The sequence below is a fragment of the Niveispirillum sp. KHB5.9 genome (genome assembly GCF_048066115.1).
Lineage (GTDB): Bacteria > Pseudomonadota > Alphaproteobacteria > Azospirillales > Azospirillaceae > Niveispirillum.
Genome location: NZ_JBLTYX010000015.1, coordinates 39,871 through 58,965, shown reverse-complemented (window position 1 = coordinate 58,965; position 19,095 = coordinate 39,871). Strand labels below are relative to the sequence as shown.

The following is a 19,095-nucleotide window of genomic DNA, read 5'->3' as shown; positions in this document are numbered from 1 at the left end:
GGCCGTTTCCCTCGCGATGGCGGCATCGGCTGTATGGTACAATATGGACCAATTTGCCCCGGCATTTCCATCCCCCCATTCCCTCCCGCCCCCATCCGCGCTAAACCATCCGCCGGTTTCCAGCGGTTGGTGGCGGGGATGAGCAAGGCCTGGGTGAACGAGAATGCCCGCGACGCGGCGGGGGACGATGATGACGGCCCCGACGATCCCAGCCCCTTGCCGCCCGGCCAGAAGAACCACATCACCCCGGCGGGGTTCGAACGCATGCGGGGTGAATTGCAGAATCTGCTGCGCGTGGAGCGGCCCAAGGTGGTGGAGATTGTGCATTGGGCGGCCGGCAATGGCGACCGGTCGGAGAATGGCGATTACATCTATGGCAAGAAGCGGCTGCGCGAGATCGACCGGCGCATGCGATTCCTTTCGAAACGTCTGGAAATCGCCAATGTCGTGGACGCGTCACAGCAGAAGCACCGCGACCAGGTGTTCTTCGGCGCCACCGTGACCTATGCCCGCGAGGATGGGACGGAAAACACCGTCACCATCGTCGGGGTGGACGAGACGGATATGGGCCCCAACCGTATCAGCTGGGTATCGCCGGTGGCGCGTGCCCTGCTGAAGGCGCGCGAGGGCGATCTGGTCGCCCTGCGCACGCCCGCCGGTTTGGAGGAGCTGGAAGTGGTTTCGATCGTCTATCCGACGTCGGATGAGGACGGATCGTTAACCTAACCTTCTGCGCCTACCACACCGGTTGGCGATTTGTTACTTAATGCCCAACCATATGAGGTGCGATGGGCAGCGGCGTCCATCGCCGGAGGGGCGATGGTTTTCGCGTCCAAAAAGCTGCTGCTGGTCCTGGCATCCACGCTGATCCTGATCTGGGCCGGCACCGGCAGCCTGCTTTGGCTGGAGCGGGAGCGCGCGCTGGATCAGGCGCGGCGCGATGTGGCCAACCTGGCGCTGGCGTTCGAGGAACAATCCTTCTGGATCCTGTCCACCGTGGAGCAGACGCTGCGCACGGCCAGGGCGGAGTACGAGGCGGCCCCCGCAACCTTCAGCCTGCCCGAATTCATGCACCAGCATACGATGCCGCAAGGCTTCACCGTCCAGCTGTCCCTGGTCGGGGCCGACGGCTATCTGATGGACAGCACGCTGGGCATGGGGCCGGAAGCGCGCATCACCAACTATCTGGACCGTGCCCATATCGCCGTCCATGTGCATCAGGACACCGGCACCATCTTCGTGGGACCACCCATCGTGGGGCGGCTGTCGGGGAAATGGTCGCTGCCGATCAGCCTGCGGTTGAACCAGCCGGATGGCAGCTTCGGCGGCGTCATCGTCATGGCCGTCGACCCCTTCTACCTCTCCAACTATTTCCACAAGCTGGATCTGGGCCAGGAGGGGGTGGTCAATATCCTGGGCATGGACGGCATCGTGCGGGCCCGGTCCGGCCGTGCCGACAATGCGGACAATGTCACCGGCCTGGGCCAGTCCATGGCCGACAGCGGCGTGATGGGCATGGCCCGGCAGGTGCCGGACGGGGTGGTGGAGAATGCCAGCAGCATCGACGGCGTCCGCCGTCTGCTGGCTTTCCGGCATATCCGCGCCTATCCGCTGGTTGCCATCGTCGGGCGGGGGCTGGAGGAGATCCTGTCCCCCTGGTGGTCCCTGGCCTGGCGGGCGCTGATCGCGGCGCTGGTCGCCAGCCTGGGCCTGGGTTTGATGATGCGGGCGCTGGAACATGAATCGCGCCGCCGCCGGGCCCAGGCCCGTGACCTGGCGGAAGCCAACCGCCTGCTGCGCCTGGGCGAACAGCTGGCCATGGTCGGCCATTGGCGGTTCGAGCTGTCGACCCGGCGCCTGACCTGGTCGGATGAGGTCTATCGCATCCACGGGCTGCGCAAGGACAAGTTCCAGCCCACCATGGAGGCGACGCTGGCCGCCCACCATCCGGACGACCAGGGACGGCTGCGTGAGCTGGTGCGGGCGGCGATGAGCACGGGCAGTTCCTATGAGATGGGGCTGCGGATCGTCCGGCCGGGTGGAGAGGTTCGGCATGTGGTGACGCGCGGGGTGGTGGAGTTCGGGGCCGATGGCAAGCCCTTCGCCCTGTTCGGCGCCGTCAGCGACGTCACCGACCGCACGGCGCAGGAGGAGGCGCTGCTGGTGGCACGGCGGGAAGCGGAGGCGGCGGCACGGGCCAAGACCGACTTCCTGGCCACGGTCAGCCATGAACTGCGCACGCCCCTGAACGCGGTGATCGGCTTCGCCGACCTGCTGCTGACCGCCGACCTGCCGGAAACCGAGCGGCGGCGCTATATCCGCCTGCAGGCCGAGGCGGGACGCACGCTGCTGGCCGTCATCAACGACGTGCTGGATTTCTCCAAGGTCGATGCCGGGCATTTGCAGCTGGAGGAGATGCCGACCGACACGGTGGGCATGCTGCAGACCTGTGCCGAACTGGTACGGCCCATGGCACAGGAGAAGGGGCTGAACCTGAAGGTCGACCTGCCGCCCTATCTGCCGCCCTGGCTGATGCTGGACCCGACACGGGTGCGCCAGGTGGTGCTGAACCTCTTGAACAATGCCGTGAAATTCACCCAGGCCGGCAGCGTGACCCTGTCGGTCAGCGCCGTGGGTGACGGCGAGGGGGAGGGCGAGTGGCAATGGCTGCGCATCGCCGTTGCCGATACCGGCATCGGCATCGCGCCCGAGCGCCAGAAACAGCTGTTCGAGCCCTTCCACCAAGCCGATGCCTCCACCGCGCGGCGCTATGGCGGCACGGGCCTGGGGCTGGCCATCTGCAAGCAGCTGGTGACGCTGATGGGCGGCCGGGTCGGCCTGTCCAGCGAGGCCGGGCGCGGCAGCCTGTTCTGGATCGAGATCCCGCTGCGCCCCACCGATCCGCCGTCCCATGGTCCGGCCCTGCCCACCCCCGGTGCCGGGGAGGACGGGCCGCCCGTCCGGCCCCTGCATGTGCTGGTGGCGGAGGATCTGCCCGTCAACCAGCTGCTGGTCCGCGCCATCCTGGAACGGGCGGGCCACAAGGTCGATATCGCCATGGACGGCATCGCCGCCGTGGAGGCGGTGCAGCGCCAACCCTATGACCTGGTGCTGATGGACGTGCAGATGCCGGGCATGGACGGGCTGGAGGCGACGCGGGTCATCCGTGCCCTGCCATCGGCCGCCGGGCGTATCCCCATCGTGGCCCTGACCGCCAATGCCCTGCCGTCGGAGGTGGAGCGTTGCCGCAAGGCCGGCATGGACGATCATATCGCCAAGCCGATCGAAGCCAGCCACCTGATCGCCGCGCTGGCCCGCTGGTCGCAGCGCATCGGTCCCGCACCGATGTCGGTGCCGGTGGCGGGCTCGCCCGAGCCACCGGAGGCGGAGGTGATGTCGGGCGCCATGCAGTCGCAGCTGGAAATGCTGATGGGGGCGGGGGCCTTGCTGGCCATGCTGCAGGAGGTGGTGACCGCGCTGCGTCAGCGGGTTTGCATCGCCGCCGATCCGGCCACGCCGCTCGACATGTTGCGCGGCCATGCCCATTCCATGGTGTCGCTGGCCGGCAATTTCGGGCTGATGGAAATGTCGCGGGCGGCGCGCGACCTGGAACAGGCCATCGACAATGGCGCCGACCGCGACGGGGTGGCCACGCCGCTGGCGCATCTGTTGACGGCCCATGGGCGGGCGCAGGTGGCCCTGGCCGACCGCATCCCGGAACTGTCGCGCGCCGCCACGGCAGAGGATGCCCCTGAAAAGGTTGGCTGATCGGCGAAATCGCCCCCTTGCCATCCGTGCCGGGAAGCGCCATGAAGTATTCCATCGTTCCGTGCTGGAAAGTATGACCCTCGATGCTCACCCAGCGGGCCAAGTACGCCCTTCGCGCCTGTATCCATCTGGCTGATCATTACGAAGACGCAACGACAGTCCAGATCGCGGAGATCGCGGCGGCGGAGAATATTCCGGCCAAGTTCCTGGAAGCCATCCTGCTGGACATGCGCAAGGCCGGACTGCTGCAAAGCCAGCGTGGCCGCCATGGCGGCTATCGTCTGGCGCGGGCACCGGAGAACCTGTCGGTGGGTGACATCATCCGCGTCATCGACGGCACGCTGGCCCCCATCCGGTGCGCCAGCCGGCTGAAGTTCGAGCCGTGCGAGGATTGCGAGGATGCCGCCACCTGCGTCATCCGCTGGGCCATGCTGAAGGCCCGTGACGCCATGGCCACCGTGCTGGATCGTTGTACCCTGGCCGAGGCTTCCCGCCGCCGCCGGTCGTTGAGCCATCCGCTGGACTTCGTAATCTGACGGGTCATGCTTGTCCCCGGTGATCGGACCGATCACCGGGCCTCAAATCGCCGGCGCCGTCATCCGACGGCTTGGCTACGCCGCACGGGCGGCGCGGCGGCAGTCGCCGCCGTACCAGTTCCCGACGAGCCGGGAACTGGTGCCCTTCATTTAATCATCACAGGCATTCGGCTTGACTCCGGCCCGGCGTTATTCCCTATTCTTAACGTAGGATAACGCCGCCAGCCACGGAGACACGCCCGCATGACTGACCGCGCCCGACGTCCCACCATCGCCGTGATTGGTGCCGGTTTCAGTGGTTCGCTGGTGGCCCTGCATCTGTTGGCGGCCGGTGCCGCCGCCCCCCGCATCCTGCTGGTGGAGCGGGCCCGCGGCTTCGGCAAGGGTGTGGCCTACAGCACGCGCCATGGTGCGCATCTGCTGAATGTCCGCGCTGGCAACATGAGCGCCTTTCCCGACCGGTCCGGACATTTCCTGGATTGGTTGCGAAACCGGAATGAAGTCGCCGACCCGGCGGGTTTCGTGGCCCGCGCCACCTATGGCCAGTATCTGCAGGAGATGCTGTCGCAGGCGGCCATGGGGTCGGACGCGGTGGGGCGGCTGGTGCTGGTCGCCGATGATGCCGTATCGCTGACCCGCGTGCCCGACGGCGGCTTCCGCCTGACCACGGATGTCGGCCGGTCCTATGCGGTGGACGGGGCCGTGCTGGCCATGGGCAATTTCCCGCCCGACCCGCCGCCGGGAGTGGACAAGGAGCTGCTGGGATCATTCCGGTTCCAGACCGATCCATGGGCACCCAAAGCCCTGAGCCGGATCGGCAAGACCGAGCCCGTGCTGCTGCTGGGCACCAGCCTGACCATGGTGGACGTGGCCCTGTCGCTGACCGATCAGGGGCATGAGGGGCCGATCCTGGCTTTGTCGCGGCGCGGGCTGCTGCCCCGCCGGCACGGGCCGGCCGCTCCGCCCACGGTGCCGCAGGTGCCGCCGCCCATCGGGCCGTCGCTGGCGGCATCGCTGCGCAGCGTGCGCGCCGCCGTGCGGGCGGCAGGGGAGGAGGACCGGTCCTGGCATTTCGTCATCGACAGTTTGCGGGGCGGGACGGCCGCTTTCTGGCACGCGCTGCCCGTCGCGGTACGGGCGCGGTTCCTGCGCCATCTGCGGCCCTGGTGGGACGTGCATCGTCATCGGCTGGCCCCGCCGGTGGATGAAAGGCTGCGCGCCATGATGGCGGCCGGGCGGCTGCGGGTGGTGGCCGGGCGGCTGGAGCGGCTGTCGGAAGGCAAGGCGGACGATCTCTGCCTGCGGCTGCGGCCGCGGGGGCAGGACCATGCGGAGGAATTGTCGGTCCGCCACGCCATCAATTGCGTCGGTCCGGGCGGCGACATTGCCGGCACGCGGGACCCGTTGCTGCGCGGCTTGCTGGATGCGGGGCTGGTGCGGCCCGACCCGCTGCGCCTGGGACTGGATACCGATGCCGGGGCGCGGCTGGTGGACCGGGAGGGGATTGCCGTGCCGGGCCTTTATGCCATGGGGCCGATCATGCGCGGCGCGCAGTGGGAGATCACCGCCGTGCCCGATATCCGCGTGCAGGCGCAGAAACTGGCCGGTGCCATCATGGGAGAGACGATGGCGGGTGCGGGGATATAGGGTTGCCGGGTTTCAGCCGCAGTTCAGGTCGAGATGCGATGCCGCGCCTCGTTATCCGCCGTGGAAACGCTCCCAGACGCCGCGCACCTGTCCGGCCAGCCCCATCGGCTCGAACGGCTTGGCGATGACATCGACCACGCCCAGGGCATGGAAGGCCTCCACCTCGCGCGGCTGGACCTTGGCGGTGATGAAAATGACAGGGATGGAAGCCGTTTCCGGGTCGTCCTGCAATGCGCGCAGGGTCGCCGGGCCGTCCATGCCGGGCATCATCACGTCCAGCATGATCATGTCGGGCCTGAACCGTTTCGCGGCCTCCACGGCCTTGGTGCCGCTGTCGCACAGCTCGACGGTGAATTTGCCGATGCGGGTCAGCGCCAGGTTGGTGACCGTGCGCAGCATTTCCTCATCGTCAACATAGAGGATGCGCTCCAGCACAGGGATCATGGCGGGGACTCCACAAAAGGCGGCGGTGCGGGGGTTTCCAAATTGGGTGCCATCCTATGTATCAGGCGGCGGATGGTGTCCACCAGTTCCTCGTTACGGGCACGCGACTTGACCAGGGTGGCGGCCACCTGGCGCAAATCCACGGGACCCGCGTCCGCGCCGGTGAAGACGACGATGGGCACGGGCTCCCCATGCCGGTCGCGCAGGAACTGGATGACATCCAGGCCGCAGCCGTCGGGCATGTCGATATCGATGATCCCGACATCGAATGTCTGGCTGGCCGCCAGCTCCCGCGCCTCGGCCAGGGTGGCGGCGGCACGGATTTCCGCCTGATCGGACAGAAGCCGTTCCACGATGGCGCGGATGTCGGCGTCATCCTCCACATGCAGCAGGCGGGGCCGGTCGCCGGCCGTGTCGCGGACGGCGCGATGCAGGGCGGCGATCAGCCGATCCTCGTCGATGGGCTTGGACAGCCAGTCGATGATGCCAACCGCCTCGCCCTCGATCGCCTCGCGGTCGCCGTCACCGGTGGCGGTGACGACGATGACCGGCAGGTCGCGGGTTTCCGGTTGGGCGCGGATGGCACGGAACAGGCTGATGCCCGGCAGGTCGGGCAGCATCAGGTCCAGGGTCATGGCCTGGAACCGGTGCCGCGACAGCAGCGTCATGGCCTCCCCCGCATTGGCGGCGATGACGGGGGCGAAGCCGGCCCGGGCCAGCATCATGGACAGCAGGCGGGCGATATGGGGATCGTCCTCGCAGATCAGGATGCCGGCGCCCTGACCGCCATTTTCCAGGTCCGGCGGCATGGCGGCCGTCGGCGGGGGAAGTGATGGGGCGGCATGGACGGGCAGGTCGATATGGAAGCGCGTGCCCTCGCCCGGCCGGCTGTCGAAGCTGATGCGGCCGCCCTGGCGTTCCACGATCTCCCGCGTGATGGCCAGGCCCAGGCCCGTGCCGCCCTTGGCCCGGCTGTCGGACCCGTCGGCCTGGGCGAAGCGCTGGAAGACACGCGGGTGGAAGGTCTCGTCGATGCCGATGCCCTGGTCCGCCACGGTGGTGCGCACCCAGCCATCCTCTAGGATCCGGGCGGAAAGGGTGACCGTGCTGCCGCCGGGGGAGAATTTGATGGCATTGCTGATCAGGTTGGCGAAGGCCTGGGCCAGCCGGTCCGGATCGACCAGCACGGTGGCGGCAGGGCCGGGGCCGGCCGCCAGCCGCACGTCCGAACGTTCCGCCAGGGGCGCACTGTCGCGGATCGCATCCTCCAGCAGGCCGGCCAGCGGGCGGGGTACCAGATCGAAACGCATCTTGCCTGAAGCGATCTTCTCCACATCCAGCAGGTCGTTGATCAGGCGGATCAGGCGCTCCGTGCTTTGCTGGGCGATGTCGGTCAGCTGGCGCGCCTCGTCCGGCAGGGTGCCGAACATGTCGGAATTGACCATGCCCAGCGACGCGCGGATGGCGGTCAGCGGCGTGCGCAATTCATGGCTGACCGTGGAGATGAATTCCGATTTCAGCCGGTCCATCTCCTTCAGGTGGGAGATGTCGTTGGCCACACCCAGGAAACCCTGGATCTGGTCCGCGCCGTCGCGGATGGCGGTCACCGACAGCAGCACGGGCACGCGCCGGCCATCGCGGGCGATATAGGTCCATTCCCGCTGGTCGCGTTTGCCGCGGCGGGCGCGGTGGACGAACACCTCGAAAGGATCTGCCGGCGTCTGGCCCTGGCTGGCCGTCAGCTTGGCCAGGGCGGCATCCATCTCCGCCTGGTCATGGAACAGCTTGGGCGTGGCCTTGCCCACCAGTTCGCCCGCCTGATAGCCCAGCATGCGCTCGGCCCCGCGGTTGAAGGAGCGGATGGTGCCGTCGGGGTCGGTGACGATGATGGCGTTGGCGGCGCTGTCGACGATGGCCTGCAGCTCCGTCGCCAGGCGGCGCATCTCGTCCTCCGCCTGCTTGCGGGCGGTCACCACCTCGGTGAACATGACGATGCCGCCCACGTTGCCGTCGATATCGTGCCAGGGATGGATCGCCCACCGGACCCAGATGACGGACCCGTCGGTGCGGGTGAACCGGTCCTCGTCGGCGCTGGCATGCTCGCCCAGCAGGCAGCGCCCGTGGATGTCGCGCCAGCGCTCGTCGATCTCCGGGAATATCTCGTAATGGCTGCGGCCGACCAGGTCGCGGTCGCCCAGCGCATAGTCCGACAGCCAGCGCCGGCTGACGGCGACATAGCGCATCTGGGTGTCCAGCATGGCTATGGCGGCCGGCGTGTGGCGGATGAACAGGTCCAGCAGATGCTCGCGCCTGCGCAATGCTTCGGCCAGATTCTGGCTGGCCAGATGGACGGCGCGGAAGGCGGTGGCGGCACGGGCCAGATCGCCCACCTCGTCCGGGCGGTTGACGTCGGGCATGGCCACATCCGTCTTTCCCCGGGCGATCTGTTCGAACAGATCGGTCAATGAGGCCAGCGGCCGCAGCACGCGCCATTGCACCAGCAAAAGGGCCGAGGCGCCGATGGCCAGCGTGGCGACGCAGAGCAGCACACCCCTGATCAGGCTCAACAACGCATCACGCGACAGTTCGCGGGCCCGCATATCCGTGACGGCGCGTGACGCCGTCTGCACATCCTGGATGGCATCGATGCCCAGCGTGGCGATGGAGAACCAGTCATCGGCCATCGCCGGATCGACGATGCCCCGGCGCGCGGCGTCCAGGGCGGCCCGATGGAACGGGTCCACACGATTGGCCATCAGGCTGTCGGCCGATGTCACGGCGATACGCACCGGGTCCATGCCCGCATCCCCGCGTGCGGCCAGCTGGCGCACATTCTCCCAGGCGAGGGCGAAGCGGGTATCGGCTTCGGCCAGGGTTTCGGTCGTGGCCGGGCCGTTGCCGCGCAGCAGGGCGACCGACAGCAGCGCGCGGTTGCGCCCCGCCTGTTCGGCGGCGATCCAGGCCGATTGGCGCAGCTGGGCATGGGCCGCGATCAGCGGATCGACGACGGGCGACCGGTCGGCCAGCGCCTGGTGCGCGGTGCGGGCCTGGTCGATGAGCGCGGTCAGGGTGCCGAACCAGCGTTCGGCCAGGGATGTCGGGCGCGATGCCCCAGGCCGGACAAGCGCATGGTCCAGCTCCTCGCGCAGGTCGGCCAGGGCGCGGCGGGTCTGCGACAGGCCTACCGCCATCTCCTCGCCGCCGCCCGGGGCACGGTCGGGCGAGGTCAGCAGGACCAGCAGCGCGTCCAGCTCCGCGTCGGCACGCCGGCGCACATCATGCAGATGGAGCAGCCTCGCCTCGGCCGCGGGCTCCGGGCGGGCCAGCAGCACATAGGCGCTGCCCCTTTCCAGGGCCCAGTTGCCGGCCAGTTCCACAAGGCCACCGCGTGCCTGGTCGGCGGCCAGGAACCGGTCGGCGGCACTCTTGTCCGCCCAGTCGCGGGGCAGCCCCATAAGGGCCAGGGCCACCAGCGAGGTGGCCATGACCAGGATCAGCAGGGGAATAAGCAGGCGCAAGCGCATGGGAGGCCGGTCCGGGCGGCTGTTCCTGTCCGGGGACGGGAACCACCGCCCGCACAGCGCGACCGTGCGACGATGACGCAATCAGGCCGGGCAGGCCAGCATCACGGCACCACCCTATCCCAAAGCATAGAAATGGAGAGGATATTTACTCCAGGTACCCGTCCACTTCGGCGGCCGCCCGTTCCAGGGGCCAGTTCAGGCGTTCGATGATCTCGTCGATGGCGTCTTCGGGCGACAGGGCGCCGCGGCCCAGACGTTCCAGGATGGCGTCGAGGACCGACTCCTCCTTGGGGCTGGGGCGGCCATAGGGCTTCAGGATATCGAGGATGCTGCTCATGATGCGCGCGATGTTCCTTTGGCGCCGGCATCGGGAAAGGCCGGCCGATGGGTCAGCTTAACACAGGACCCCGGCCGGTTGGCTAGGGCGCGTTGCCGGTTCAGCCACGTCCGAAATCCATCAGATCGGGAGCGGCGCTGGCCAGATGCCGGGCCATTTCCTCCACCCGGACCAGCAGGGCGGGGTCGAGCCCCGACACCGTCTCCTCCTCCTCCCGCAGTTCGCCCAGCTGTTTGACCCAGCGTTCCAGGACAAAGCGCGTGCCGATGGGCATGTGGCCGATATTGGCCACCATCCGTTCCAGCCGGGGGGCCACGGCCGACAGGTGCAGCTGCCACAACGCCACGGTCAACTGACGCAGCTGTCCTTCCACCTGCTCCCGCCGTTCGGCGTCCAGGGAGATGGTGTTGGAGCGCAGGACGGAGGTGAAGGCGGCCACCGCCTCGAACGCGGGGCCCAGTTCCTTGAACTGCCGCAGTGCGATGGTGACGTCGGGCGGGGCGGCCAGTCCGGCGCACCGGGTCTGGAGCCGGACCAGGTCTTCCTGCAACAGGGCAAGCTGCAACTGTATAGTCCGATCGGCGGTCTTGGTCTGCATCCGGTTACACCTCCAACGAAAGGTATAAACCGAATCGCCGGGAACGGCAGCGGGGAAATGAAAGAGGCCCGATGCGTCTGTCTCTGTTGTCCCAAAACTGTAATTGAAGGGCCGTTTCATTTTCCGCGGGGGGCGTTGCGGTGCTGCACCATCACCATTCAGCATTACGACGCATGTGATAGATGCACATCCGAAATGGTCGGGCCGGATCGGCCGTTTTTCGGAGGCTTTCTATTAACTGATTGATATTAAACAAATATTCCCGTCAGTTCGGCCAACGGCCTGTGTCGCCGCAGCAGAGGAAACCCGCAATACATCCTTGAAGTGTGCGGTCATGATGGTATTTTGGGCGTGCCTTCCCGCAAGAAGCCTCTCGCAACGCGAAAAAGAAGTGGTATAAGGCACATCAGTCCAACCTCTGGGGAATTTACCAATGAAAAAGGAACTCCTGGCTCTGACGCTTGCCCTCGCCCTGGGTGCTGCTCCGGGTGTTGCCAATGCGCAGAACTCCACCAGCAACCAGCCGGCGGCGACCCCGACCGCGACCGGTTCGGCGGCGGGTTCTGGCGCTTCCGGCGTCGCCCTGGGTTCCCTGGGCACTGTTGCCGTTGTTGGCGCCGTTGCCGTTGCCGGCATCGTGGCGGCCGCTTCCGGCGGTGGTGACGAAGAGCAGCCGGGCCCCGGTCCGGGCCCCGGCCCGGGCACGCAGACCACGCCCCCGGCGACCAGCACGGCGACGTCGTCGGCGCGCTAACCCGTTCAGGGTTCGCACCAGCAGGCTGTGGACTTGGGGTAATGAGCTGGACCTCCGGAGAGATCCGGAGGTCCTTTTCGCTTGTCCGCCCGGTGGGTGATTCGCCATCCGCGCTGCAGAGCGGCCGGAACCGCATCCTGCGGGATGACATCCCGCAGGTGGCCCAAACCTCCGGCTCAGCCGGCCGGTTTGGTGATCTCTATATTCACCGCATCCGTGCGGTCGTGGATGTGCTGGCGCGATTTCCAGCAGAAACCCGTCTGGTCGATCCAATAATCATTGGTGAAGGGCTTCATGCCACGCATCGTCACCTCTTCCCGGATACGGGTCAGGGTGACGGGGCGTTCCAGGATGGTGACGGTTTCCGTGCCCACCAGGGTGAAGCGTCCCCGCACCTCGACATCGTACAGGCCGCCGGCCTGGATATCGACCTGACGGACGAATTCACCCCCGACCAGTTCGCGCAGGTCGGGTACCTTGTCGGCAGGAAAGCGGGTATGGGACAGGTCGCCGGGCAGGCCCACGGTCTGCACTAGGAACGGGCCGCGCGTCACCAGCACCTGACGGGTCTGGCTGTAATAATAGAGCGCCCCATTTTGGCCAACCTCGCCCAGCACCATGAAGGCTTGGCTGCTATCCTCCAGCCAGGCCAGGATCGAGGCATAGGGAAGGGCGTCGGCCTGCGCGCGGGTCACGGGTGCCTTGCCGCCGATGCCGCCGACCGCCGCCACAGTTGCCCAGTACGGAGATTCAGTGTTACCCAGGTCACCACAGGCTGCCAGGACGCCGGCCGGTATGATGGCGGCAACAAGACCCAGGCACTTGCGGCGACTGATCCGTGCCGTTGGGCTACCGGAAACGCTTTTGGGAAGAGTCATGGAGAACTCGATGCGTCGTGTGTTCAGGGGCGCCGTCGGCGGACGGCACTTGCGGTTCGGTCTAGCATGTGCCGCCCTGCTTGTCAGTGCCGTGATGCCCGCCCCGGCCCAGACCGTCGAGTTATCAGAGGGTTCGCTGGACCTCCAGCGCTTGCAGAACCAGTATGGCCAGCGCGGCGACGGGCAATTGTCGGCCCCCAGCAACCTGGACCGGGCCCGTGCCGGCAATGGTGTGGATGGCTGGCTGAGCACGCCGCGGGGCCAGTCGCAGTTCGACGTGCGCGATCCCCGCGACCCCGCCTTCGGGCAGGATGATGCGCGTTACCGCAAGCCGTCGGTGCTGGAACAGCAATATGGCCAGCGGGGCGGTAAGAAGCTGGAACAGTTCGGCTATGATCTGCGTGCCGACCGCCGCCTGACGGCCACCAGCCTGCTGAACGGTGCCGTGCCCGACGATTACGTCCTGGGTATCGGTGACGAGCTGGTGGTGACCCTGCGCGGCCAGGTCAACAGCACCACGTCGGTGCGCGTGGACCGCGAGGGCCGGGTGGTGCTGCCCAACATGGCGCCGGTGGCTGCCGCCGGCCGGCCCTTCGGTGAATTCCGCGATGACCTGACCGCCCAGGCCAATGCCGCCTTCCTGCAGACCAGTGTCTTCGTCTCCGTCGGTTCCGTCCGCTCCATCGGCGTGCTGGTGACCGGTGAGGTGAAGGCGCCCGGCCGCTACACGCTGACCAGCTTCTCCAGCCTGATCGACGCGTTGAGCCAGGCCGACGGCATCCAGAAGACCGGTTCCCTTCGCAACTTGCGCATCCTGCGTGGCGGCAAGTCCATCCCGGTCGATCTGTACGAGGTGCTGCTGGGCAGCCGCACCGTCAACGATCTGCGCTTGGCCGATGGCGACCAGATCGTGGTGCCGGCCATCGGCGACACGGTGGCCGTGCAGGGTGACGTGGTCCGCCCCGGCATCTATGAATTGAAGTCCGGCCAGCCGGCCCTGTCCGATGTGGTGGAACTGGCCGGCGGGGCGCAGCGCGCGCGCGGCAACCGCATCGACATCCTGCGGCTGGACAAATCCGGCCGCAACCAGACCCTCCGCGACGCCGGTGCCAAGACCAAGGTGCTGGCCGGCGACATCCTGACGGTGGAACTGCCGCGCGACGCCTTTGCCCTGGAAGGGGCGGCGGAACGGCCTGGCGGGCGCGGCCTGGGCCAGGGCAAGACCCTGCGCGACGTGCTGAACGAGCCTTATGTGCTGTCCTCCAACCCGTACCTGCCGCTGGCGGTCATCGATACCGAGGATCCGGTCACGCGTCAGCGCCGCTATGTGCCGGTCGACCTGCAGCGCGTCATGGACGGGTCGATGAATGTCACCCTGCGCGAGCGCGACCGGGTGATCGTGCTGTCCCAGGCCGATATCCGTTATCTGGGGTCGGCCGATGTGCAGGCCGTGCTGCGCGGTGAACAGCCGCCCAGCGTGAAGCTGGCCGTCGATCGCACCGTCACCAACGAGAAGCTGGCCATGGCCGGTGCTTCCGTCAACCTGTTGGGCGAAGAGGCGGAGCAGCGGTCACAGGCCCAGGCCGGCTCCGACCGCACCCGTGCCAATGCCGGATTGGATGGTTACCAGAATCGCGACCGTTTCACGGCCCAGGCAAGCCGGGATGATATACCGGAAGGCCGCGAGGGTGATGACCAGACCGCCCGTCCGCGTCGCCTGATCGGCACCTATTTCGACCCGCAGAGCCCCTCGGGCGTGCGGCTGGTGGAATCGGACGTCGAGTGTGGCGGCCTGCAGACCCTGGCGGCACTGGCGTCGGAAGGGTTGCAGCAGCGCTATGCCGTGGCCCTGCGCACCGGCGCGCGCCGGTCGTCGGATACGCCGGTGATCGATATCCGGTCCTGCCCCAAGGTCTTCCACCGCCACCCCGACCTGCTGCCCTTCCTATTGGAATATGCCATTTCCATCGAGGGCGAGGTGCGGTTCCCCGGCGTCTATCCCGTGGTGCCCGGTGCCAAGGCCGACAGCGTCATGCGCGCCGTGGGCGGCGTGACACTGGATGCCGACGGCGACGCCGTGGAGATGACCAATGTGTCGGGCGAGCGCAATAGCGGCATGAACCTGCGCCAGTTGACCCAGTCCACCCTTAACCCCGGCGACGTGGTGCGCGTCAGCGCCCGCATCGCCCGGCGCGAAGTGGGCGTGGTCAAGGTGGCGGGCGAGGTGGTGCGTCCCGGCCGTTACGACATCAAGCGCGGGGAGCGCCTGTCGGAACTGCTGCGCCGTGTCGACGGCCTGACGCCGGAGGCCTTCCCCTATGGCGCCGTCTTCACCCGTGTCCGGGTGCGCGAGGCGGAGGAGGCGGGCTTCCGCCGGGCGGCACTGGAGCTGGAACAGTCCATCCCCAGCGTCATGGCCGGTGCCTCGGGCCAGGAGGCCGAACAGGCCCGTCAGGCGCTGCCTTTCCTGCAGGGCCTGATCACCAGCCTGAAAAGCACGCGCGCCGTGGGCCGCGTGGTGGTGGAGGTCGACCCGACCGTCCTGGCCGCGCGTCCGGAGCTGGATTTCGTGCTGGAACCGGGCGACGAGTTGATCATCCCCAAGCGCCCCTCCCACGTCACGGTCTCCGGCGAGGTGCTGAACCCCAGCTCCGTCATGTTCAAGAGCGGCAAGACGGCCCGCGATTATATCACCCTGGCCGGTGGCGAGACGGCTGCGGCGGAACTGTCGGACGCCTTCGTCATCTACCCGAACGGCGAGAGCGAGCCGCTGAGCCTGGGCCGGTTCAGCGACGGCAGCGTGCCGATCCCGCCGGGATCGACCATCGTCGTGCCGCGTGATCCGCAGCCCTTCAGCTTCCTCAGCGTGACCCGTACGGTGGTCGGCCTGGTCAGTGACCTGGCGCTGGCCGCGGCCTCCCTGGCCGTCATCTCCCGGAACTGAGGCGGACATCTTATCGTGAAGAAGCTCCGCTTCGCCCGTACGGCCGGTGCCGCTGTCGCCCTCATGGCGATGGCGGCCCCGGCCGGGGCCCAGGACAGCAACAATCCCTTCCTGCCCTGGCGGCCGCCGGAATCGGTGAATGATTTCGGTGGCACGGGTCTGTTCCAGACCCCGACCGCGCGTGCGGCGGAGGATGGCCAGGCCTATGCGGGCTTCACCTATGTCTGGCCCTATTCACGCTATTTCATCACGGTCCAGGGCTTGCCCTGGCTTGAGGCGACACTGCGCTATACCAGTGTGGCCAACCGCTATTACGGTCCGGAGGATTTCTCCGGTTTGCAGTCCTTCAAGGATCGCGGCATCGACGTGAAGGTGCGGCTGGTCGAAGGCGATGCCGACTGGCCCAGCATTGCCGTGGGCCTGCGCGACATTGCCGGCACCGGTCTTTTCGGTGCCGAATATATCGTGGCCGACCGCAGCTTCGGCGATTTCGACGTGTCGCTGGGCATGGGCTGGGGCAACATGGGCACCCGGAGCCATTTCGGCAATCCGCTGGGTTTCATCTCAAAGAAGTTCAAGCGGCGCGGCGAGGGGTTCACGGCCGGTGGCGGTGCCTTGTCCACCGATTTCTTCCGTGGCGACGTGGCCATGTTCGGCGGCGTTTCCTGGCAGACGCCGCTGGAAGGGTTGCGCCTGAAGCTGGAATACGACCCCAACGATTACCAGCAGGAACCGCTGGACAATAACCTGAAACAGTCCGTACCGGTGAATGTCGGCTTCGATTACAAGCCCTGGGACTGGCTGCAGGTGGGGGCGGCGTTCGAGCGGGGCGAGCGGCTGATGCTGCGCTTCGCCACCACCACGAATTTCCACAAGGCCAAGGGGCCCGGCAAGATCGACGCCCCGCCGCCGCCGCTGGTCCCCAGCGCCACGGTGGCCCCGGCAATGGTGTCCGCACCGGTCGCCGCCGTCGGCCCCGCCCCCGGCCCGACGGACGATGTCCGCACCGGTCTGGGCCGGCAGGCGGCGCTGGATGGTGTGGCGCTGCAGCATTTCACCCGCATGGCCGGTGAGATCCATATCACCGTGTCCGGTACGCCGCTGCGCGACGGTACCGCCGTGGCCTATGATCTGGCCCGCAGGGCCGCGGAACTGGCGCCCGACTTCAAGGGTCGGATCGAAGTGACGCGGGTGGAATACAATCTGCCCTGGATGGTCACCAGCTTCGAGGCGGAAAGCCTGCGGTCCGGCACGGGCCTGCGCGCCGCCGCCGCACCGGCGGCTCAGGTGGCGCCCGCCGCGGCCGCCATCACCGGCCAGCCGCCGGCGGAGGAGGTGCGCAAGGAACTGGCCAGCCAGTTGCAGAAGCAGGGCTTCTTCCTGACGGCTGTCGATTACAAATCGCCCAAGGCCACCCTGTTCCTGACCAATGGCCGGTACCGCCAGGTGCCCAAGGCCATCGGACGTGCGGCGCGCACCGCCGCTGCCGTGCTGCCGCCGGAATATCAGGAGCTTGAGATCATCTTCATGGATAATGGCATGGAGATGCTGTCGGCCACGCTTTACCGGGCGGACCTGGAACGGGCCCTGTCGCCCTATGGCGGCTCCATCGAGGAGGCCTGGCTGCGCACCCGGATCGAACGGCCGGAAGCCAAGGCTGAGGATGCCAGCAATCCCGAGAAGGCCGATTATCCCGGCTTCGGCTGGAATATCCGCCCGGCGCTGCGCCAGACGCTGGGCCGGCCGGAAAGCTTCATCCTCTACCAGGCCTGGGTGCGGCTGAACGGCACCATGGTGATTACGCCGGGCCTGAACGTGGCTGGCGGCCTGGGCATCAACGTGTCGAACAATTTCGACAAGATGCGCATCCCGTCGGACAGCCTGCTGCCGCATGTGCGTTCCGATATCAAGAACTACCTGCAGGAGGGCACGACCGCGATGACCTACCTGCAGGCCGACTATACCAAGCAGGTGGCCACCGACACCTATGCACGCCTCTATGGCGGGTATCTGGAGGAGATGTTCGGCGGTGTCGGCGGCGAGGTGCTGTACAAGCCGTTCGGTAAGGAATGGGCCATCGGCCTGGATGTCGCCTGGGCCAAGCAGCGCGACTATGACCAGTGGTTCAAGTTCCGCCCCTATGACGTGGTGACCGGCCACCTGACCGGTTACTATCATTACGAGCCGATGGGCGTGGATGCGCGCCTGAAGGTCGGCCGTTACCTTGCCGGCGACAAGGGTGCGACGTTCGAGCTGTCCCGCACCTTCGACAGCGGCATCACGGTTGGGGCCTTCGCCACCTTCACCGATGTTTCCGCAAAGCAGTTCGGCGAAGGAAGATTCGACAAGGGTATTTATTTCGTCTTCCCGCTGGACAATCTCTATGTGAAATCCACGCGCGGCAGCCTGGGCTGGCTGTGGCGTCCGCTGACGCGTGACGGGGGCCAGACGCTGAACAACCGCCGCCCGCTGATCGGGCAGGTGGGGACGGCGGACGGCTCGGCCCTGCGCCGCGACTGGAACCTGTTGATGGATTGATGGGCGCTCCCGGCGCCCTTGTTCGAAGTTGAAAGCGTTGTCGATGATCTTTGACGAACCCTGGCCGGAGAATGAGCTGGAGACGCTGGGCGCCTGCCCCGTCTGCGGCTCGACCGAACGTGCCGTGCTCCTGGATGGATTGCACGACATGGCCTTCCGCGTGGCGCCGGGCCGCTGGACGCTGTGGCGCTGCGGCGGCTGCACGGCGGCCTATCTGGACCCGCGGCCGGCCGCCGCCTTCATCGTCAAGGCCTATGAACGCTATTACACGCATGGCGGGGCGGAATCCTTCCGGCTGGACCCGCCCGGTCCGCTGGACCTGCGCACCCGTTTCATCACCGGTATCCGCAACGCCTGGCTGAACCATCGCTATGGCGTGAAGCTGCCCTGGGCGCTGCCGCTGGGCTGGCTGCTGGCGGGTTTCTTTCCGGATCGGCAGCGGCGGGTGGAACAGCTGATCCGCCACCTGCCGCCGGCCAAGGGGCAACGGCGGGTGCTGCTGGATGCAGGCTGCGGCAGCGGCGATTTCCTGCGCATGGCGGGCCAGCTGGGTTACCAGGCCATGGGCCTGGATTTCGATCATGAGGCGGTGGCCCGCGGCAAGGCCGCCGGGCTGGATATCCGTCAGGGTTCCCTGCCCGGCACCGGCTTGGCGCCGGAAAGCATCGACTACATCACCATCAGCCATGTGCTGGAGCATGTCCACGACCCCGTGGGCACGCTGGAGGAGCTGTTCGGCCTGCTGAAGCCGGGCGGTTGCCTGTGGATCACCCAGCCCAACCTGTCGGCCCTGGGGCTGAAGGAGTTCGGGCCGGCCTGGCGCGGGCTGGAACCGCCCCGTCACCTGACCCTGTTCGAGCCGGCGGGGCTGATGACCCTGCTGGACCAACTGGGGTTCGAGCGGGTGGAACTGCATGATGCCGTGCCGCAGGCCGGCTTCTATTACAGCCAGAGCCGCGCACAGCAGGTGGGGGCCGATCCCTACGGGCCAGGCGAACCGGCGGGCTGGTCGCCCGACTGGGAGGCCAAGGCCGCCGCCGCCGATGCGGCCGCCGCACAGGATTCCCGCCTGTCCGAAGCGCTGACCATCACGGCCTGGAAGCCGGTCTGAGATTGTGCCGGCGCTT

Annotated in this window: 13 protein-coding genes; 8 read left to right on the top strand and 5 right to left on the bottom strand. The window is 67.4% G+C overall.

Annotation, left to right across the window (positions count from 1 at the left end):
- The first annotated feature begins 138 nt into the window (after positions 1-138).
- The 4 genes from greB to ACM9HJ_RS21620 all read left to right on the top strand — a co-directional run bounded on the left by greB (position 139) and on the right by ACM9HJ_RS21620 (position 5,951).
- Positions 139-726, top strand: a complete 588-nt coding sequence (greB, locus tag ACM9HJ_RS21635) for a transcription elongation factor GreB (protein WP_416573839.1) — start codon at positions 139-141, stop codon at positions 724-726.
- 93 nt (positions 727-819) lie between these two features.
- The gene (locus ACM9HJ_RS21630) at positions 820-3,768 is read left to right on the top strand and encodes an ATP-binding protein (RefSeq protein WP_416573838.1); all 2,949 of its coding nucleotides are present in this window, start codon (positions 820-822) and stop codon (positions 3,766-3,768) included.
- Between the two features lie 83 nt (positions 3,769-3,851).
- The gene (locus tag ACM9HJ_RS21625) at positions 3,852-4,304 is read left to right on the top strand and encodes an RrF2 family transcriptional regulator (RefSeq protein WP_416573837.1); all 453 of its coding nucleotides are present in this window, start codon (positions 3,852-3,854) and stop codon (positions 4,302-4,304) included.
- A gap of 243 nt (positions 4,305-4,547) precedes the next feature.
- A complete protein-coding gene (locus ACM9HJ_RS21620; protein WP_416573836.1) occupies positions 4,548-5,951 on the top strand; it encodes an FAD/NAD(P)-binding protein in 1,404 nt (467 codons plus the stop codon).
- A 51-nt stretch (positions 5,952-6,002) separates the two neighbouring features.
- On the opposite strand, the gene ACM9HJ_RS21615 is transcribed toward ACM9HJ_RS21620, so the two are convergent.
- From ACM9HJ_RS21615 to ACM9HJ_RS21600, 4 genes are all read right to left on the bottom strand, one after another.
- Entirely contained in the window at positions 6,003-6,395 is a 393-nt protein-coding gene (locus ACM9HJ_RS21615) for a response regulator (protein WP_416573835.1), read from the bottom strand.
- A complete protein-coding gene (locus tag ACM9HJ_RS21610; protein ID WP_416573834.1) occupies positions 6,392-9,919 on the bottom strand; it encodes a PAS domain S-box protein in 3,528 nt (1,175 codons plus the stop codon). Before ACM9HJ_RS21610 ends, ACM9HJ_RS21615 begins: the two co-directional genes overlap by 4 nt.
- Positions 9,920-10,064: 145 nt before the next feature.
- Positions 10,065-10,256 carry a hypothetical protein gene (locus ACM9HJ_RS21605; protein WP_416573833.1) on the bottom strand — a complete coding sequence of 64 codons (192 nt, stop codon included), beginning with the start codon at positions 10,254-10,256 and terminating at the stop codon, positions 10,065-10,067.
- 100 nt (positions 10,257-10,356) lie between these two features.
- A complete protein-coding gene (locus ACM9HJ_RS21600; protein ID WP_416573832.1) occupies positions 10,357-10,854 on the bottom strand; it encodes a hypothetical protein in 498 nt (165 codons plus the stop codon).
- Between the two features lie 433 nt (positions 10,855-11,287).
- Between ACM9HJ_RS21600 and ACM9HJ_RS21595 the strand changes: the two genes are divergently transcribed.
- Positions 11,288-11,608, top strand: coding sequence for a hypothetical protein (locus tag ACM9HJ_RS21595; protein ID WP_416573831.1), 321 nt, complete (start codon positions 11,288-11,290; stop codon positions 11,606-11,608).
- A gap of 176 nt (positions 11,609-11,784) precedes the next feature.
- Here ACM9HJ_RS21595 and ACM9HJ_RS21590 read toward each other — a convergent pair whose 3' ends face one another.
- Entirely contained in the window at positions 11,785-12,303 is a 519-nt protein-coding gene (locus tag ACM9HJ_RS21590; protein ID WP_416573830.1) for a YjbF family lipoprotein, read from the bottom strand.
- A gap of 193 nt (positions 12,304-12,496) precedes the next feature.
- Between ACM9HJ_RS21590 and ACM9HJ_RS21585 the strand changes: the two genes are divergently transcribed.
- Genes ACM9HJ_RS21585 through ACM9HJ_RS21575 form a run of 3 tightly spaced genes read left to right on the top strand, consistent with a single transcriptional unit; the run spans position 12,497 to position 19,079 of the window.
- Positions 12,497-15,430: an SLBB domain-containing protein gene (locus ACM9HJ_RS21585; protein ID WP_416573829.1), complete on the top strand. Its 2,934-nt coding sequence runs from the start codon at positions 12,497-12,499 to the stop codon at positions 15,428-15,430.
- Between the two features lie 15 nt (positions 15,431-15,445).
- Positions 15,446-17,968 carry a YjbH domain-containing protein gene (locus tag ACM9HJ_RS21580; protein ID WP_416573828.1) on the top strand — a complete coding sequence of 841 codons (2,523 nt, stop codon included), beginning with the start codon at positions 15,446-15,448 and terminating at the stop codon, positions 17,966-17,968.
- A 43-nt stretch (positions 17,969-18,011) separates the two neighbouring features.
- On the top strand, positions 18,012-19,079 hold the full coding sequence (locus ACM9HJ_RS21575) for a class I SAM-dependent methyltransferase (RefSeq protein ID WP_416573827.1): 1,068 nt from the start codon (positions 18,012-18,014) through the stop codon (positions 19,077-19,079).
- Positions 19,080-19,095 lie beyond the last annotated feature (16 nt).

Excerpts from the sequence above, each read along its gene's own strand:
- greB (WP_416573839.1), top strand. The coding sequence starts at position 139 with ATGAGCAAGGCCTGGGTGAACGAGAATGCCCGCGACGCGGCGGGGGAC.
- ACM9HJ_RS21630 (WP_416573838.1), top strand. The coding sequence starts at position 820 with ATGGTTTTCGCGTCCAAAAAGCTGCTGCTGGTCCTGGCATCCACGCTG.
- ACM9HJ_RS21625 (WP_416573837.1), top strand. The coding sequence starts at position 3,852 with ATGCTCACCCAGCGGGCCAAGTACGCCCTTCGCGCCTGTATCCATCTG.
- ACM9HJ_RS21620 (WP_416573836.1), top strand. The coding sequence starts at position 4,548 with ATGACTGACCGCGCCCGACGTCCCACCATCGCCGTGATTGGTGCCGGT.
- ACM9HJ_RS21615 (WP_416573835.1), bottom strand. The coding sequence starts at position 6,395 with ATGATCCCTGTGCTGGAGCGCATCCTCTATGTTGACGATGAGGAAATG.
- ACM9HJ_RS21610 (WP_416573834.1), bottom strand. The coding sequence starts at position 9,919 with ATGCGCTTGCGCCTGCTTATTCCCCTGCTGATCCTGGTCATGGCCACC.
- ACM9HJ_RS21605 (WP_416573833.1), bottom strand. The coding sequence starts at position 10,256 with ATGAGCAGCATCCTCGATATCCTGAAGCCCTATGGCCGCCCCAGCCCC.
- ACM9HJ_RS21600 (WP_416573832.1), bottom strand. The coding sequence starts at position 10,854 with ATGCAGACCAAGACCGCCGATCGGACTATACAGTTGCAGCTTGCCCTG.
- ACM9HJ_RS21595 (WP_416573831.1), top strand. The coding sequence starts at position 11,288 with ATGAAAAAGGAACTCCTGGCTCTGACGCTTGCCCTCGCCCTGGGTGCT.
- ACM9HJ_RS21585 (WP_416573829.1), top strand. The coding sequence starts at position 12,497 with ATGCGTCGTGTGTTCAGGGGCGCCGTCGGCGGACGGCACTTGCGGTTC.
- ACM9HJ_RS21575 (WP_416573827.1), top strand. The coding sequence starts at position 18,012 with ATGATCTTTGACGAACCCTGGCCGGAGAATGAGCTGGAGACGCTGGGC.